A 16961-nucleotide genomic window follows, 5' to 3' on the forward strand; every position below is an offset into this window, starting at 1 on the left:
GGCGTCAAGCGGTGCGAGATCGCTCCGGGTCATCGGTCTGCAGCCGCGCCAGGGCGCGGGCCAGGTCGCCGAGGGCCGTGTTGAGCTGGGTCAGCACGGTGTCGTCGATCGGCATCTGCCGCTGGTCGAGGCCGAGGTTGGCGGCGAACCGGAGGTGTGCATCGGGGGGCGCCTGTTTGAGGTAGGTGTCGAGCGCCTCCTGGAGAAAGGGACTCGGCACGAGCTCCGGTCTCTCCCGCCATTTCGTCAGTGTGCGCGGCGAGATGCCGAGGTGCTCGGCGAAGGCTTCGTTGGTCAGGCGCAGCGCCGTGCGCAAGGCATGTGCATGCCGACCGGTCCATTCGTCGATGACTGTCATCCTTCTGCTCCCTTGCCTGTCGGTTACTCCCTGCTATCAGAATATGGCGATTCGGTGACCGCTGGTGGGCAGAATTTGTGCGCTGTGGATACCGGTTGAGTTCCTGGTGAGGACACGCGGTCACGCGTTGACTTGGCGCATGGACGAGATCAGCGGAAGAACCGCGACGCTGCCGTGGAGCACGCGGCGACGTCATCTGAAGGTTGCGAGCACGTCCGGGCCACGCTGCTTCCAGCTGATCCGGCACTCCGACCCCTCCGGCGTCAGCGGAACAGGCGTGATCGCCGAAGGAGTCGAGTGGAGCGACGGGACGGTCGCACTGCACTGGGGCGGCCAGTACGCGACGACGACCGTTTGGCCGGACGGCATCGACGCCCTGCTGACGATCCACGGCCACAGTGGATCGAGCACGATCCGCTGGCTGGACGAGTAGCTATGCGTAGCCGATCTCGGTGGGGCGGGTCCACCCTGCAGCCGGCTCGCCTCACCGGCCTACTCCGAGTAGAACTGCTCTCGGTAGGGGGCGTGCCGTGGGACAGGACGCTGGTGCGACTCATCTGTGGGGCTCTTCGCGCCGTTCTGTTCCGGCTCCGGGCTCTCGGAGTCGTCGAGGTCTTTCAGATCGTCGACTGCCGTGCTGAAGGCGAGTTCGGCGCGGGTCGGCCGTTGGCGTTCGATCTCCTCTGCCGAGGTACGGCGGATCGGGAGATCGTTCGCCGCGGCCGACAACTCGGCGAGGGTGTCGAGGAGACCGAGTGCCGTCTCCACGTCACCCGGGTGGTTGACCAGCCACCAGACCGCGGCCGAGCCAGGCGTGGCGAACACGTCGTCCTTCAAGTAGGCGCGTTTGTCCTGCTCCATCCGGCGTTCGAGCAGAGTGGTCTGCTCCCGCCGATGCAGCGCGGCCAGCTGCAGAAGGTGCTTCTGGTCCGCATCCGGCAGTCGCAGTCGCACGTCCGTGGCCCAGCTGCGGACGAGGCCTTTCTCGTCGAGCGCGGGTTCGCCGAGCAGCGCAGCCAGTCGGTGCTGGTTGAGCGACTCCTCCATCACCTGTTGCCTCGCGGTCAGCGATCGCGCCCGCTCCAGCAAGGCGTCGACCGCCACCGCGCCGAGGTCCGCATGGCGCGAGCCCGACAGGACGGTCGACCACTGGACGACGGCCGAGAAGCTGAATTGGAAGTCGGGCGAAGCGGACGGCAGCCGTACGTCGCTCACCGTCCGCGACGGTGGACCGCTGAAGACGGGATCTGGATCCGGGAGGACTACGGAGGGCGGCGCCGGCTTGGTCACTACTGGACGGGGTTCGTCGGGCTGCTTCCAGACGACGGCCAGCAGGACCAGGAGCACCACGGTGAGGACTACGGCCGACCAGCCCGGCAGGCCGATGACCAGCGACACCAGGTACAGCACCAGCACAATCGCGGCAGCAGTCAGGAGGGAGTTCCGGTGGAGCTTCATGGGCGCGTTCCTTCACCGCGTCGGGCGGAGGTCAGCAGGTCGGCCAATGCGCTTCAGACGGCTTCCCCGTCCTCACACCATCCGAGCCACCGGCAACCCAGACCACAGACTGCGCCACACGACGAGTCCACAAAAAGTCTCACATACCTCACTCAAAGTAGCCGCCAAAAGCGTGTCGCCGCCCACGACCTGGACGCGCCGGCGCCTGACCGTCTGCGAGCGATGACCAGGTCAGCCGGTCAGCGACCGGAGGGCCTGGCGAGAGGGGGTGAGGAGGACGGGCTTGTAGGGGCAGCGTTGGTCGGTGAGGGTTTCGTAGGCGCGGATGGCTCTGTTGGCGGCGTCCCAGCCTTGCTCGGCAGGGGTGCGGCCGAGACCTCGGTTGCGGACCAGGGCGCCGTAGAACGCGGAGCAGAAGACGGTCGCCTCGTACCAGCCGATGACGGTGCTGGTGCCGATGTAGGTGATGTCGTCCTGCAGGCAGTCGCGGATCGCGCGTTGCCACTTGCCGATGCCGGTCTTGCAGCCGTCGGCGATGACGACACCGCTGGCGATCCCCCACTGGCGATCCAGGAACCAGTCGGCCAGGGATCGGAGCGAAACCTGGGTCTGGCCGTCGGTGGACAGGAAGGACGGCTCCTCGCTGTGGTCACCGTGTGCCATCACGTGCAGGACCGAGGACGGGGTGGTCAGGGCGGAGAAAGCTGTCTCGTGATCGCGGCTGCGGATGAAGTTCACGTCGATCACCGGCCGGTTCCAGCCTGCGTTGATGTTCCCGGTGATGCCCTGGACGAACGTCATCGACGCGTCGAACGAGCTGTCCAGACCGAGGTCCACCAGAGTGATCAGACGGTTCTTCATTTGCCCACCCCTCCAACGTGTTTCGAGGCCCCACGGGACCATCATGAACCACGGATCCGACAGTTCGCAGGGTGGTTTCCCGGCGCTGAGACAGGTCGTCCCGGCCGTACGGCGTACGGCGGATCCGGCCGGTTCCGGACGGTCGGCACGGAGGGTGCGGACTGTGATCGGCGTACGGTGTCGGGGCAGCGTCAGCCGAAGGAGGAGTTGGATGAGTCAGGCCCCAACCGTCACTTTGAGTCACGGATCTGCGATGCCGCGGATCGGGCTCGGGACGTCGCCGATGAACGATGCGGATGCCGAGCGAGCCGTGAGTACGGCGCTCGAGCTCGGGTATCGGCTGATCGACACGGCGGAGAACTACCGCAACGAGGTCGGCGTCGGGCGCGCGCTGAAGGGTGCGCCGCGCGACGAGGTGTTCGTGACGTCGAAGTTCAACAAGAGGTGGCACAGCGTCGAGGGCGCGCGTATGGCGTTCGAGGCGAGCGCGGAGAAGCTCGGCGTCGAATACCTGGACCTCCTCCTGATCCACTGGCCGAATCCGGACCAGGATCGGTACGTCGACGCGTGGCAGGGGCTGATCGAGCTCCGGGACGCCGGACTGGTGCGCGCAATCGGTACGTCGAACTTCAAGCCGGCGCACTTGCAGCGGCTGATCGACGAGACCGGCGTGACGCCCGAGGTGAACCAGGTCCAGCTGAGCCCGGTGTGGGCCAAGGGGGCCGAGCGCGAGTTCCATGCCAAGCACGGCATCGTCACGGAGGCGTGGAGTCCGCTCGGCAAGGGCACCGACCTGCTGAGCCATCCAACGGTGCAGGACCTCGCGAAGAAGTACGAGCGGACGCCGGGCCAAGTCGTGCTGCGCTGGGAGACGCAGCAAGACGTCGTACCCATCCCGAAGTCAGCCGACCGTGGCCGGCTCGCAGACAACCTAGCCGTTTTCGACTTCGACCTGACCGCCGACGAGCTGACTGCGCTGTCGGATCTGGACGGTACGGCGAAGGCCCCCGCCGATTCCGACCGCGCCGGCCACTGATCAGGTGGCGAAGGAGCCCGTAACGACCGAGTAGGACTCGACGCCGCCCTTGGAGGACCACAAGCGGATCCGAATGAGCGTGCCGTCGGGCACCGAGAAGTTGCAGAAGCTCCAGCCCTGGTAGTCCGCGACCGTGGTGTCGTCGAAGCACTCGTGAGCGTCGTACCAGAAGCCGACCTGGCTTTGGTACAGCTGGATCGCGGCGCGGGCGCTGTAGCCGTCTGCCTGGTCGTCGTGGACGCCGAGCCATTCGCCGTCCGTGCAGTAGACCGCGGCGCTCAGGCGCGAGTTCACCAGTTCCTTGGTGTGGTTGGCGTAGCAGTTGGCGGCAGAGTTCGCGTACGCCGGAGCAGCGGCCAGCACGCCCGCGAGCAAGAACCCGGCGGCGGCAGCAGCAGCCATGCGTCGAAGCGGAGACAGAAACTGCATGGGGCGGCTCCCTGCGATGGCAGATGGGTCGCCGGCGAGCTTAAGCGCCAGGCTGGGAGCGCTTCAGCCTTCTACCTGGGCAACTCGTGAGCAGACGCACCTCGGCCCCCGGGGGAAGTGGGAAGTTCCCGGGGGCCGTGGCGCTATCAGCTACAGAGGCAGCCGGCTGCGGTCAGCTCCACAAAGGCAGCCAGCTACCACCCTTCAGATCAGCTGCAGCCGGAGGTGCTGCCGCAGCCTTCGCAGACGTAGCAGGAGCCGCTGGGGCGCATCTTGGTGCCGCAGGTGAAGCAGAGCGGGGCGTCGACCGAAGTACCCGTGATCAGCTCGAGCATCTCGGCGGTCGTGTGGGCCTCGCCCTTGATCGGCTTGGCGGAGGCTGCCTCGACCGGCTTGTCGGCTCCGGACGGCTCAGACGGCTCAGCGGGCTCAACCGGCTCGACCGACTTCAGGGACTCGGGCTCGGAGACCTCGACCGGGGCCAGCTCGTAGGAGCCGGTGTCGAGCTGCCGGGACCGCTCGTCCGCCGAGTAGATGCCCAGGGCGGCCCGCTCGTCGAACGGCAGGTAGTCCAGGGCCAGGCGGCGGAAGATGTAGTCCATGATCGACTGCGCCATCCGGACGTCCGGGTCGTCGGTCAGACCGGCCGGCTCGAACTTCAGGTTGGTGAACTTCTGGACGTAGGTCTCCAGCGGTACGCCGTGCTGCAGGGCGATCGAGATCGCGATCGAGAAGGCGTCCATCACACCGGCAAGCGTCGAACCCTGCTTGCCCATCTTCAGGAAGACCTCGCCGAGACCGTCGTCCGGGTAGGAGCCGGCCGTCATGTAGCCCTCGGCGCCGCCGACCGTGAAGGACGTGGTGCGCGACGGACGCGACTTCGGCAGACGCTTGCGGGTCGGCCGGTACTCGATGACCTTCTCGACGATCTTCTCGGCGACCGCGGCCTCGGCCGCCACCGCAGCGTCGGCCTCGGAGGCCTTCTTCGCCTTCGCGTCCGCGAGCGGCTGACCGACCTTGCAATTGTCGCGGTAGACCGCGAGTGCCTTCAGCCCGAGCTTCCAGCCTTGGAAGTAGACGTCGGCGATCTCCTCGACCGTCGCGGTCTCCGGCAGGTTCACCGTCTTCGAGATCGCGCCGGACAGGAACGGCTGCGCGGCCGCCATCATCCGCACGTGACCCATCGGCTTGATGGCCCGCTCACCCATCGCGGTGTCGAAGATCTCGTAGTGCTCCGGCTTCAGGCCCGGGGCGTCGACGACGTGACCGTTCTCCGCGATGTACTCGACGACCGCCTCGATCGTCTCCTCGGTGTAGCCGTACTGCCGCAGCGCCCGCGGGACGGTCTGGTTGACGATCTGCATCGAGCCGCCGCCGACCAGCTTCTTGAACTTGACCAGCGAGAAGTCCGGCTCGATACCGGTCGTGTCGCAGTCCATCATGAAGCCGATGGTGCCGGTCGGTGCGAGCACCGAGGCCTGGGCGTTCCGCCAGCCGTTCTTCGCGCCGACCTTCAGTACGCCGTCCCAGGCCGCGGCCGCGTGCTTGTGGACGTCCTTGTCGATCTCGTGGATCGTCCGGATCGCGTCGTTGGCCGCCGCGTGCTTGCGCATCACCCGGGTGTGGGCGTCCTTGTTCCGCTCGAAGCCGTCGTACGCACCGACGATGCCGGCCAGCTCCGCGGAGCGCTTGTACGACGTACCCGTCATCAGCGAGGTGATAGCGCCCGCCAGTGCGCGACCACCGTCGGAGTCGTACGCGTGACCGGTTGCCATCAGCAGCGCACCGAGGTTGGCGTAGCCGATACCGAGCTGCCGGTACGTCCGGGTGGTGACGCCGATCGCCTCGGTCGGGAAGTCCGCGAAGCAGATCGAGATGTCCATCGCGGTGATGATCAGCTCGACCGCCTTGACGAACTTCTCCGAGTCGAAGAGGTCGTCGTCGCGGAGGAACTTCATCAGGTTCAGCGAGGCCAGGTTGCAGGACGAGTTGTCCAGGTGCATGTACTCCGAGCACGGGTTGGACGCGGTGATCCGGCCCGTCTCCGGCGTGGTGTGCCAGTCGTTGATCGTGTCGTCGTACTGCAGACCCGGGTCGGCGCAGGCCCACGCGGCCTGGGCGATCTTGTCGAACAGGTTCCGCGCGTCGACGGTCTCGATGACCGAGTTGTCGAGCCGCGCCCGGAGCCCGAAGTCGCCCTTCTCCTCGACCGCACGCATGAACTCGTCCGAGACCCGGACCGAGTTGTTCGCGTTCTGGTACTGCACGGAGGTGATGTCGCGACCGCCGAGGTCCATGTCGAAGCCCGCGTCACGCAGGATGCGGATCTTCTCCTCCTCGCGCATCTTGGTGTCGACGAACTCCTCGATGTCCGGGTGGTCGACGTCGAGCACGACCATCTTGGCCGCACGGCGAGTCGCGCCGCCGGACTTGATCGTGCCTGCCGACGCGTCCGCGCCGCGCATGAAGGAGACCGGGCCCGAGGCGGTACCGCCGCTGGACTGCAGCAGCTCCTTCGACGAGCGGATCCGGGACAGGTTCAGGCCGGCGCCCGAGCCGCCCTTGAAGATCAGGCCCTCTTCCTTGTACCAGTTCAGGATCGACTCCATCGAGTCGTCCACGGCGAGGATGAAGCAGGCCGACACCTGCTGCGGCGAGGACGTACCGACGTTGAACCAGACCGGCGAGTTGAAGCTGAAGTACTGGTGCAGGAGCAGCCAGGTGAGCTCCTGCTCGAAGACCTCCGCGTCGGCGGGCGTGGTGAAGTAGCCGTGCTCCTCGCCGGCGCGGCGGTAGGTCTTCACGACCCGGTCGAGCAGCTGCTTGAGGCTCCACTCCCGGTTGTCGTGGCTGACCGCGCCACGGAAGTACTTCGTGGTGACGATGGTCGAGGCGTTGACGCTCCAGAAGTCGGGGAACTCGACCCCGCGCTGCTCGAAGACCGTCTCACCCGTCTTCCAGTTCTGCTGCACGACGTCGCGACGCTCCCACGTCACCTCGTCGTACGGGTGGACGCCTTCGGTGCTGAAGACGCGCTCGATGGTGAGTCCCGTGGGCGCGTTCTTCCGCCCGCGGAACCCGGCCGCCGACCGCTTGGTCGACCCCGAGTGGCCGGTCACCGTCTCTGTCATGGTTGCTCCTCGCCCTGTGTCTACTACCGCGGTCTGTCGGGACCGCCCCGTTGAGTAACGCCAGTTACCGCTGGTACCGCTTTGCTGGTGTTGCGATTCCCCGATTTATGTCTGCTGGGTCGGCTTGAGCTGGCTCGGCTCGGTGCCCTGCGGCTCCTTCTCGGCCCGCAGCAGCGCGATCTCGGTCTCGAAATCGTCGGCGGACTCGAACTGCCGGTACACGCTCGCGAACCGCAGGTACGCGACCTCGTCCAGCTCCCGCAGCGGCCCGAGGATCGCGAGTCCGACCTCGTGCGCGGGAACCTCCGGCGAGCCGCTGCCCTTCAGCGCGTCCTCGACCTTCTGACCCAGGCGGGCGAGCTGGTCGGCGTTCACCGGCCGGCCCTTGCACGCCTTGCCGACCCCGTTGATGACCTTCTCCCGGCTGAACGGCTCGGTCGCACCGGAGCGCTTCACCACCGTGAGCTGCATCTGCTCGACAGTGGTGAACCGCTTCTCACAGACCGGGCACTGACGCCGGCGGCGGATCGCTCCGCCGTCCTCGGCCACCCGGCTGTCGACCACCCGTGAGTCGGCGTGCCGGCAATACGGACAGTGCACGACGAATCACTCCTCCCGTGACTACCCCCGAGGGGGCAGGTTGTGGATCAGCCTGGGGACAACTTGTGTAGAACCTGTGTGCAACCAACCACTACCTGTGGAAAATTACACCCGTGTAACCACTACATCTAGGGATCCTAGATCGCTGCTCCGACAGTTTGCAAGCACGCCCCGATCGCCCGCGCGTGTCTAGGTTCCAACACTCGCGCGGGCTCGTGTACTCCCGCGTGGCGTCGCCCGAATGACCCTTTCGAGGCGCAAACTACGGCCTCCGCGGCGAAGCGGTTCGAGGGGCGGTTCGAGACGGTTCGGGCGCGGTTCGAGGGCGGTTGGAGGGCGGCAGACAGCCCGGGTCGCTCAGCCCGCGAGTGCGAAGCGTCCGGCGTTCCAGCCTGCGAGTTCGGCCGGGCAGTTGGTGATGATGCCGTCCACGCCGGCTCGCTCGAGCGCGTCCCAGCGGTCCGGGTCGTCGACCGTCCAGACGTTGACCGCGACGCAGGCCCCGTGCAGCTCGCGGATGATCCCGGGCCCGGCCTGCAGCGCCGCATCGGAGGCGGCGGTGTTCTCGGGGGCGGCCGACGAATTGCCGCGGTGTGCCCAGGTCCGCAGCTGTGTGCCGAGCGCGCGGAGGAACTACTCGGTCTGGGACGTCACCAGGCAGGGAAGCCCGCTGAGACGAACGGTGCCCGAGCCGATGATGAAGCGACGGCCAGCGCCGGATGTGAGGATGTCGGCATGAAGCCGGTGATTCTCGATGTCGACACGGGCCTGGACGACGCCTGTGCGCTGCTGCTCGCCGCTCGGCATCCCGAGCTCGACCTCAAGGCCGTGACCTGCGCCGGCGGCAACGTCGGACTTGATGACGTCGTCCGGAACACCCTCACGGTGCTCGATGCCGCGGGCCGGCCGGATGTGCCGGTCGCGCGCGGCGCCGCCGTACCGCTGCTTCAGCCGGTGCGGATGGCGCGGCATGTCCACGGGGCCGACGGGCTCGGGGACATCGACTGGCCGCGGTCGACGCGGACGACGGATCCGCGGCACGCGGTCGAGTTGCTGCGCGACGTACTGCGGGAGGCTGCGGCGACCGGTGAGCTGATCACACTGATTCCGTTGGCGCCGCTGACCAATATCGCGTTGCTCTTGCGGACGTATCCGGATGCGGCGGCCGGATTGCGCGAGATCGTGTTCATGGGTGGGGCCGCGGGGATCGGGAACGCGACGGCATCGGCGGAGTTCAATATCTGGACCGATCCGGAGGCGGCCGCGATCGTGCTGACCGCGGCCGGTGAACTCGGCGTACCGACGACGATGTACGGGCTGGATGTCTTCTACGACGTGGTGGTCACGCTGGATCAGGCGCGTGGATTGAGCGGATCGCCGTCGGCAGAGCTGGCGCGGAAGCTGATCGAGAAGCGGAGCAGCCTGTACCAATCCGATGGAGCGAGCATCGGCGACGGCGGCGCGGTGTGCGCGGTGATCGATCCGTCCGGCCTGACGACGCAGCCGTTCCCGGTGCGGATCGAGTTGTCGGGCAGCTGGTCGCGCGGGCGGACCATCGTCGATACGCGGGACTGGTCGGCCGATCTGACCAGCGATCCGCATGGGCTGTCGCCGACAACGGTTCAGGTCGCGACGGCGGTGGACGGCAAGCGGTACGCCGAGCTGTGGCTCGCGACCGTCAGCTGACCAGATCGACCAGGCGGGCGCGTACGCCGTACAGGAAAAGGTCGAGGCCGTCGGTGAAGACGTCCGGGCTACCGGCCGACGCTGCCGACCCAGATGACACTGCCGACTCCGCGACGACGGCGGCCAGGCTCCAGCGGGCGGTGACTTCGAACAGGTGACGCGCTTCGGGCTCTGGTACGCCGAGGCGGACGAGGGCGTCGATCTGGGCGCGGATGAGCTCGGCGCGGGATCCGTCGCCCTGGTCGCGATCGGACGTGGCCTTTGACTGGATCAGTCCGGCCAGTCCGGGGTGATCGGCGTAGAAGGCGCGCAGTTCGAGGGAGCCGGATCTCGTCAGCGCAATCCATTCGTCGAGGGTCTGCAGCTTCTCGTACGCCGCGTTGTCGGCGGCGAACTGATCGAACGCGTTGCGGGCCACCAGGTCGAGCAGGTCGGATTTGTTGCTGACGTGGTGATAGAGGGTCGGCGCGCGGACGTTGAGGCGCTCGGCGACCGACCGCATCGTGAGGCCGTCGACGCCGTCTGCGCGGATGACAGCCAAGGCGGCATCGGCGATCGCCGGCACGGTGATGCCGGCCGCCGCGTGGGACGACGGGTCGCGTCTGGTCATGGAATCTCGTTGTCGGAGTGGTCGGGCACGGGTACTGTCTAACGTCATTAGACAGCGTAGCCGAGGATGGTGCCGTGACTGGATTCCGACCCGCGTACCCACTGCGGACCGAGCGGCTGGAGCTGCGGCCGCATCGCATGGACGACCTGGATGATCTTTTCGCCTTCCACTCGCGGCCGGAGGTGGTCCGGTATACGCCGTGGCCGGTCCGTGATCGCGAGGAGACGCGGGTCGCGCTGGAAAAGAAGCTCTCGCAGGGCGAGTTGACGGAGCCGGGTCAGTGGCTGGTGCTCGCAATCGAGCTTCGCGAGAGCGGCACCGTGATCGGTGAGGTCCTGCTGAAGTGGGCGAGCGAGATCGATCGTCAGGGCGAGATCGGGTTCGCGCTGCACACGGCGTACCAGGGCAAAGGGCTGGCGGCGGAGGCGGCGCGGGAGATGTTGCGGGTCGGGTTCGAGGAGCTCGGGCTGCATCGGATCGTCGCGGTGCTGGACGATCGGAACGACGCATCGGCTCGATTGCTCGAGCGGTTGGGGATGCGTCGGGAGGCGCATTTCATCGACGCACTCCAGTTCAAGGGCGAATGGGCGAACGAGTACGTGTACGCGTTGCTGGAGGACGATTGGCGTGATGCCGATTGACAATGCGATCTACGACCGGCTGGGCAGCGGCTGGTGGGACGAGTCGAATCCACTGAATGCGCTGAACGGCAGCTTCACGCCTGCGCGGTTCGCGTACTTCCGCGACGTACTGGATCGGCTCGGACTCGATCCGGCCGGCCTGCGCGCCGTCGACGTTGGATGCGGCGGCGGCTTCCTGGCCGAGGAGTTCGCGCGCATCGGAGGCCGAGTCGTCGGCGTCGATCCGTCGGAGGTGTCGATCAGGACGGCGCGGGAGCACGCAACGGTGTACGGGCTGAAGATCGGGTACGTCGTGAATGCCGGCGAACGGCTTGCGCTCAAGGACGAGAGCGTCGATATCGCGTACTGCTGTGATGTGCTCGAGCATGTCGCGGATCTTGATCGAGTTGTCGCGGAGACGGCCCGGGTGCTGAAGCCCGGCGGGGTCTACCTGTTCGACACGATCAACCGGACGGCGGCGTCGAAGCTGTTCTTCATCAAGCTGCTGCAGGAGTGGCGATTGACGCGGGTTGTCGACACCGGCGTCCACTCCTGGGCGATGTTCATCAAGCCGCTCGAGCTCGAGGAGATTCTGCGGCGGCACGGCCTGCGGCTGGGCGAGATCGTCGGGCTCGGACCGCGGGCAGGTGTTGCGTCATTGGGTTGGAACTTCGTGCGGGTGCGACTCGGGCAGTTGTCGTTCGGCGAGGCAAGTAGGCGGATGGATATCGGTCTGGTGCGGCGGACCGATCTGTCCTACCTGGGGTATGCGACCAAGATCAGCGGGCGATCGGGATCTGGAGAGTCTCCCCAGGGGTGATGTCGGCCGGGCTGGAGAGCTTGTTGAGGTCGGCGATCTTCTCGACGATCGTCGCGGGATCCTCGGTGGGGTTGGTGTTCTGCGCGATCGACCAGAGGGTCTGACCGGGCGCCACCTGGACCGGGACGGTGTGGGTGAAATGCGGGCCGGGCTCGAGGACGCCGGTGACGCGGAGACCCAGGACGACGATCGCCGAGCCGAAGACCAGGACCGACAGGGCGGTCAGCAGCATGCGACCGCGGCCGGTCAGGCGGAGGGCGGACGGATCGACCTCGGGGCGCTGACGGGTCGGCGTCGCGTGCCGGCCGAGCGCCTCGCCGGAGCAGGCCCGGACCGGTAGCGAGTCGGTCGCTCCGTCGATGCGCGGCCGACGGCGCAGCGCTGTCACCGGTGTGGTCACCGGCGCCACGGCGGGCTCGGGTGAGCGGTGTGGTGCCAGTGGGTTTGCCGCCAGAGCTGCTGTGCTCATCGGATCCTCCAGACCTCGGTCAGTGCGCGTCCTGCGGTGTTGAGTCCTGTCTACCGGCCGCCTCCGACAGTTTCTGAAGACCGGCCCATCCGACCCCGACCGAACACCTGTTCGATCGAACGTCTGTACGAATGATTAACCGACAGGCACCCGTCGCGCAACCACTTCCAACCAGGACACGCCCGCGAAATTCCCTGACGCCGAAGTTGCCCGCGTGCGGCTTATAACCTGACACACGAACAGATGTGCGAACCGACACGCCTTCGAACAGATGTTTGAAGAATCTCAGAATTCGGTCTACGGTCATCACAGTCGAGCAAGCTTCGGCCGGTGGTGTGATCGCCGGCCCGACCCGAGGAGCAACCACCGATGGCCAGGACGCCGAGCGGACCCAACAAGGACGAGCGCACCGGTGCGGACAAGGCTAGGGACAAGGCTGCGGACCGGACCGTGAGCGAGCTGCCCGACGGGCCGGCCGACGCGACCGGACTGACCCCGCGCCAGCGCCGCGTGCTGGACGTGATCCGCGATTCGGTGGACAGCCGCGGCTACCCGCCCTCGATGCGTGAGATCGGCGAGCGGGTCGGCCTGACCAGTTCCTCCTCGGTGTCACACCAGCTTCGCGTGCTCGAGCAGAAGGGTCTGCTGCGCCGCGATCCCAACCGGCCAAGGGCGATCGAGGTCCGCTACCCCGGCGAGGTAGATGCTGCCGCCCGCCGTTCGGCGCTCGGCTCGGTGCGGCAGACGACGTACGACGAGACCGGTGCGGGTGACGCGCATCCGGACGCGGTCTACGTGCCGGTGGTCGGCCAGATCGCCGCCGGTAACCCGATCCTGGCCGAGCAGGAGATCGAAGAGGTCTTCCCGTTGCCTAAGGCAATGGTCGGCGAGGGCACGCTGTTCATGCTGAAGGTCAAGGGCGAGTCGATGATCGACGCGGCGATCTGCGACGGCGACTGGGTCGTCGTCCGGCAGGAGCAGACCGCGGAGAACGGCGACATCGTGGCCGCGATGATCGACGGCGAGGCGACCGTGAAGACGTTCAAGAAGACCAAGACCGAGATCCTGCTGCTGCCGCACAACCCGGCCTTCGAGCCGATCGACGGTAAGGACGCCGTCATTCTCGGAAAGGTCGTAACAGTTCTGCGCCGAGTCTGACATGTCAGACGGCGAGCGAAGTCCGGCGTGTCGTGTCAGCATTGAGCTATGACGACTGTCTATGACTTCAGCGCCACGCGGATCGAAGGCAATGAACAGTCTCTTGCCGATTTCCGCGACCAGGTGCTCCTGGTGGTGAACACGGCGTCGCAGTGTGCCCAGACCCCGCAGTACACGGGTCTTCAGAAGCTCTACCGGAGCTACCGCCGGCAGGGCTTCTCGGTGCTCGGCTTTCCCTGCGACCAGTTCGGCCACCAGGAGCCCGGTGACGAGAACGAGATCGCGAACTTCTGCTCGACGATCTACCACGTCACGTTCCCGATGTTCGCCAAGATCGATGTCAACGGATCGAGGACGATCCCGTTGTACAACTGGCTGAAACGCGAGCAGGGCGGCCTGCTCGGCGGCCGGATCAAGTGGAACTTCACCAAGTTCCTGGTCGGCCGCGACGGTGGGGTGATCGCGCGCTACGCGCCCACCCACTCGCCGGAGAAGCTGGCCGACAAGATCGAGGCAGCACTGGCGGTGCCGGCACCGTCGCGGGAAACGAACGACTGACCCTGACCGCGATTCGGGGCCGTATGCAACTGTTGGTTTGCTGAATTCCTGCGACAGCTGAACAGACGGCGTCGCAGCACCTCAGAATCTTCTCCGCATTTCGAACATTTCCTGCTGCTGCCTGCATGTCGCGGCGGCCTGCAAATGCAGCTGCACAGTCAGTCCCGCGAGACGAGAACCGTTTCCGGGTTGATGTCGAGGCGCAATCCACGCCAGACCGGATGCCGGAGCCGGCCGTCGCCGGCCCAGCCGGAGAAGGTGACCTCGGCGACCAGGACGGGATCGAGCCAATGCGCCCGCCGCCGGTCGGTCATCGGGATGCTCGACGGGTCGAACGACGGGCGGTCGATCTCGAGCCCGGCCAGCTCGGCGCTGAGCATGTCGAGGGTCGCGAAGTCCAGGCCGGATCCGACCTTGCCGATCAGCACGAGCTCGCCGCCGGGTTCGGCGTACGCGCCGCAATAGAACGAGCCGATCGTCCCTTCGCGGTTGCCCTCCCCCGGATGCCATCCGCACAGCACGACATCCCTCGTCTGCACAGGCTTGATCTTGATCCAGTCGGAGCTGCGACGGCCGGGGAGGTACCGCGACTTGCGCCGCTTCGCCACGACGCCTTCGAGTCCTTGCGCAGCGGACTGGTCCAGGGCTTCCGAACCGTCCTGCAGCGCGGGCGGGATCTCCCAGAACGGGTCGCCGATGTCGAGCGAGTCGAGCAGTCCGCGCCGATCGTCGTACGTTGCCTCCAGCAACCACTTGCCGTCGAGGCGGAGGACGTCGAAGAGCCGGACCGAGACCGGCACCTCGGTGATCAGATGCCTGAGCTGGCGTGGATCGCGCACGTGCATCCGCCGCTGCAGCAGGCCGAACGACGGTGCGCCCTTCTCGTCCAGCGTGACGATCTCACCGTCGAGTACTGCGGGTAGGCGCAGGCCCGGCGCTTCGGCGAGACCGATGAGCTCCGGGTATCCGCCGGAGACGTCGTGGCTGTTGCGCGACCAGAGCCGGCACACGCCGTCGTCGACCTCGGCGATCACGCGGATGCCGTCCCACTTCAGTTCGTACGACCAGCCCGAACCCGAGGGCATCTGCCCCAGCGACGCCATCATCGGCAGCACGGGCGGACCGGCCGGACTCATGTCGACTGCAGTCGTTTCAAGGCGCCAAGCACCTTCTCACGATCGGCGGTCGGCCACATCGGGGGCAAGGAGGCGCGCAGGAACGCGCCGTACCGCTGGGTGACGATGCGGGGGTCGAGGATCGCGACGACGCCGCGATCGCTACTGCGGCGGATCAACCGGCCGGTCCCCTGCGCGAGCAACAGCCCGGCGTGCGTGGCCGCCACGGCCATGAACCCGTTGCCGCCCGCTTCGTCGACCGCGCGCTGACGGGCCGCCATCAGGGGCTCGTCGGGCCGCGGGAACGGGACGCGGTCGATGATCACCAGGTTGCAGGTCGAACCCGGCACGTCGATCCCCTGCCAGAGCGAAAGGGTGCCGAACAGCGAGGTCTCCGGATCGTCGACGAACTCGCGGGCCAGCTCACCGAGCTGTGCATCGCCCTGGCACAGCACCTTCAGGTCGGTGGCCTCGCGTACGGCGGCTGTCGCTGCCTCGGCGGCGCGGCGGGACGAGAACAGACCGAGCGTCCGGCCGCCTGCCGCGGTGATCAGGTCGATGATCTCCTCGAACTGCTTCTTGCCCAGCCCGTCACGGTGCGGTGGCGGCAGGTGCTTCGCGACGTACAGAATCGCCTGCTTCTCGTACTCGAACGGGGAGCCGACGTCGAGACCGCGCCATGGAAGCGGGGCGGTCTGGTCGTCGGAGTCGACCTCCGGCATCTCGTCGTCGTCAGCGAGCTTGTCCGCGGGCCGGAGACCGACCTGGCGGGCGATCGCGTCGAAGTCACCGCCGAGCGTCAGCGTCGCGGACGTCAGGATGGCGGTGCGGTCGCGCAGCACCAGCTCGCGAAGCAGACCGGCCACGGTCAGCGGGGCGATCCGGAGCTCGCGGCCGAAGCGGTCGCGGTCGATCATCCAGACGACGTCGAGGTCGCTCAGCGCGGCGACGCGTTCGGCGACGTCGAAGATCTCCTTCACCGCGCCCTTGGACTGCCGCTTGGCGCCGTCCGGGTCGTCGTCTTTGTCGTCGGACTTCTTGTTGAGGTCGGAGTACATCCCGCGGGCCGCGTCGCGGACGAGGGCGGCGGCCTCGAGGACCGGCCCGTTCGATGCCTCGATCCGCCCCTCGCGGGTGCCGTCGAGAGCCGCACGGAGAGCGTCGGAGGCGTCGATCAGGTCGTCGGCCTTGTCGTCGTCGACGAACCGGCGGGCCCGCTTGGCGGCGCGCTCGACCATCTGCGGCGACAGCTCGTCACCCGCGGCACCGGTGACCCGGGCGGGCAGCTCGTGCGCCTCGTCGACGATGACGACGTCGTGCTCGGGCAGGACGGTGCGGTTCTCGAACGCGTCGATCGAGAGCAGAGCGTGGTTGGTGATGACGATGTCGGCCTTGCGGGCGTGCTCCTTGGCCTTCTCGGCGAAGCACTCCTCGCCGTACGGGCATTTCTGCGCGCCGAGGCACTCGCGCGCGGCGATCGCGATCTGCTGCCAGGCCTGGTACTGATGGGAGGGCGCATGGTCGCGGTCGCCGGCCTCGCCGTCGGCCAGCTGCTGCTCGGCCCAGTCGCGGAGCTCGATGACCTGGCGACCGACCTCGCCCGGCGGCGGCACGTCGACGAGCATCCCGTCGTCGTCCGGCGCGCCCTCGCGGATCCGGTGCAGGCAGGCGTAGTTGTTCCGCCCCTTCTGGATCGCGTACTTCGGTCTGCGCGGCAGGAGCTTCTCGGTCGCGTCGAGGAGCGCCGGGACGTCGCGATCGACCAGCTGAGACTGCAGCGCGAGGGTTGCCGTCGAGACGACCACGCGCCGGTCCTCGATCGCGTGCAGCAGCGCGGGCACGAGGTACCCGAGGGACTTGCCGGTGCCGGTGCCGGCCTGCACGAGCAGATGCGATCCGTCGTGCATCGCGGTGTCCACGGCTTGCGCCATCTCCACCTGCCCCGGCCGTGTCTGACCGGCGATCCCGGCCACGGCAGCTTCCAGCAGATCCCGCACATCAACACCCACCGCCACACCCTAGCCCGACGGGCCGACAGATTTCCGGTCCGGC

Annotated in this window: 18 protein-coding genes; 7 read left to right on the forward strand and 11 right to left on the reverse strand. The window is 67.3% G+C overall.

Translation table 11 applies throughout. The features are described 5' to 3' along the window. Positions 1-4 precede the first annotated feature (4 nt). Complete coding sequence (locus ACQPYH_RS29870; RefSeq protein WP_432877978.1) at positions 5-358, reverse strand: helix-turn-helix domain-containing protein; 354 nt, start codon at positions 356-358, stop codon at positions 5-7. A gap of 139 nt (positions 359-497) precedes the next feature. On the opposite strand from ACQPYH_RS29870, the gene ACQPYH_RS29875 reads away from it, so the two are divergent. Beyond that, positions 498-791: a hypothetical protein gene (locus ACQPYH_RS29875; protein ID WP_242000911.1), complete on the forward strand. Its 294-nt coding sequence runs from the start codon at positions 498-500 to the stop codon at positions 789-791. Positions 792-850: 59 nt separating this feature from the next. Here the strand turns inward: ACQPYH_RS29875 and ACQPYH_RS29880 are convergent, their stop codons facing one another. Both ACQPYH_RS29880 and ACQPYH_RS29885 read right to left on the reverse strand, forming a co-directional pair. Next, positions 851-1816, reverse strand: a complete 966-nt coding sequence (locus tag ACQPYH_RS29880; protein ID WP_432877980.1) for a hypothetical protein — start codon at positions 1814-1816, stop codon at positions 851-853. Between the two features lie 231 nt (positions 1817-2047). Next, positions 2048-2677 (reverse strand): hypothetical protein, encoded by a 630-nt coding sequence (locus ACQPYH_RS29885; protein ID WP_130449426.1) that lies wholly within the window; start codon positions 2675-2677, stop codon positions 2048-2050. 211 nt (positions 2678-2888) lie between these two features. On the opposite strand from ACQPYH_RS29885, the gene ACQPYH_RS29890 reads away from it, so the two are divergent. Beyond that, positions 2889-3713: an aldo/keto reductase gene (locus ACQPYH_RS29890; protein WP_432877983.1), complete on the forward strand. Its 825-nt coding sequence runs from the start codon at positions 2889-2891 to the stop codon at positions 3711-3713. Here ACQPYH_RS29890 and ACQPYH_RS29895 read toward each other — a convergent pair whose 3' ends face one another. The 4 genes from ACQPYH_RS29895 to ACQPYH_RS29910 form a co-directional block, all read right to left on the reverse strand. Next, positions 3714-4115, reverse strand: a complete 402-nt coding sequence (locus ACQPYH_RS29895) for a hypothetical protein (RefSeq protein ID WP_432877985.1) — start codon at positions 4113-4115, stop codon at positions 3714-3716. A gap of 236 nt (positions 4116-4351) precedes the next feature. Then, positions 4352-7273: a vitamin B12-dependent ribonucleotide reductase gene (locus ACQPYH_RS29900; protein WP_432877987.1), complete on the reverse strand. Its 2922-nt coding sequence runs from the start codon at positions 7271-7273 to the stop codon at positions 4352-4354. A 105-nt stretch (positions 7274-7378) separates the two neighbouring features. Then, positions 7379-7873, reverse strand: coding sequence for a transcriptional regulator NrdR (gene nrdR, locus ACQPYH_RS29905; protein ID WP_432877989.1), 495 nt, complete (start codon positions 7871-7873; stop codon positions 7379-7381). 357 nt (positions 7874-8230) lie between these two features. After that, entirely contained in the window at positions 8231-8482 is a 252-nt protein-coding gene (locus ACQPYH_RS29910) for a glycerophosphodiester phosphodiesterase family protein (RefSeq protein ID WP_432894523.1), read from the reverse strand. A gap of 126 nt (positions 8483-8608) precedes the next feature. Between ACQPYH_RS29910 and ACQPYH_RS29915 the strand changes: the two genes are divergently transcribed. Beyond that, positions 8609-9559 carry a nucleoside hydrolase gene (locus ACQPYH_RS29915; RefSeq protein WP_432877992.1) on the forward strand — a complete coding sequence of 317 codons (951 nt, stop codon included), beginning with the start codon at positions 8609-8611 and terminating at the stop codon, positions 9557-9559. On the opposite strand, the gene ACQPYH_RS29920 is transcribed toward ACQPYH_RS29915, so the two are convergent. Then, a complete protein-coding gene (locus tag ACQPYH_RS29920; RefSeq protein WP_432877994.1) occupies positions 9552-10169 on the reverse strand; it encodes a TetR/AcrR family transcriptional regulator in 618 nt (205 codons plus the stop codon). The two genes, ACQPYH_RS29915 and ACQPYH_RS29920, sit on opposite strands and share 8 nt — an antisense overlap. Before the next feature lie 74 nt (positions 10170-10243). On the opposite strand from ACQPYH_RS29920, the gene ACQPYH_RS29925 reads away from it, so the two are divergent. After that, positions 10244-10810, forward strand: a complete 567-nt coding sequence (locus ACQPYH_RS29925) for a GNAT family N-acetyltransferase (protein ID WP_432877996.1) — start codon at positions 10244-10246, stop codon at positions 10808-10810. Beyond that, the gene (gene ubiG / locus ACQPYH_RS29930; protein WP_432877999.1) at positions 10800-11609 is read left to right on the forward strand and encodes a bifunctional 2-polyprenyl-6-hydroxyphenol methylase/3-demethylubiquinol 3-O-methyltransferase UbiG; all 810 of its coding nucleotides are present in this window, start codon (positions 10800-10802) and stop codon (positions 11607-11609) included. Before ACQPYH_RS29925 ends, ubiG begins: the two co-directional genes overlap by 11 nt. Here ubiG and ACQPYH_RS29935 read toward each other — a convergent pair. Beyond that, the gene (locus ACQPYH_RS29935; protein WP_432878001.1) at positions 11569-12078 is read right to left on the reverse strand and encodes a LysM peptidoglycan-binding domain-containing protein; all 510 of its coding nucleotides are present in this window, start codon (positions 12076-12078) and stop codon (positions 11569-11571) included. The two genes, ubiG and ACQPYH_RS29935, sit on opposite strands and share 41 nt — an antisense overlap. Positions 12079-12447: 369 nt before the next feature. On the opposite strand from ACQPYH_RS29935, the gene lexA reads away from it, so the two are divergent. Then, complete coding sequence (gene lexA / locus ACQPYH_RS29940; RefSeq protein WP_432878004.1) at positions 12448-13236, forward strand: transcriptional repressor LexA; 789 nt, start codon at positions 12448-12450, stop codon at positions 13234-13236. Positions 13237-13284: 48 nt separating this feature from the next. Further along, positions 13285-13794 (forward strand): glutathione peroxidase, encoded by a 510-nt coding sequence (locus ACQPYH_RS29945; protein WP_432878006.1) that lies wholly within the window; start codon positions 13285-13287, stop codon positions 13792-13794. Between the two features lie 158 nt (positions 13795-13952). On the opposite strand, the gene ligD is transcribed toward ACQPYH_RS29945, so the two are convergent. Together ligD and ACQPYH_RS29955 are read right to left on the reverse strand one after the other, a co-directional pair. Then, a complete protein-coding gene (gene ligD / locus ACQPYH_RS29950) occupies positions 13953-14930 on the reverse strand; it encodes a non-homologous end-joining DNA ligase (RefSeq protein WP_432878009.1) in 978 nt (325 codons plus the stop codon). Continuing rightward, on the reverse strand, positions 14927-16924 hold the full coding sequence (locus tag ACQPYH_RS29955) for an ATP-dependent DNA helicase (RefSeq protein ID WP_432878011.1): 1998 nt from the start codon (positions 16922-16924) through the stop codon (positions 14927-14929). Before ACQPYH_RS29955 ends, ligD begins: the two co-directional genes overlap by 4 nt. Between the last annotated feature and the right edge of the window lie 37 nt (positions 16925-16961).

Origin of the sequence: Kribbella sp. CA-245084 (genome assembly GCF_050942355.1) — a bacterium.
GTDB lineage: Bacteria > Actinomycetota > Actinomycetes > Propionibacteriales > Kribbellaceae > Kribbella.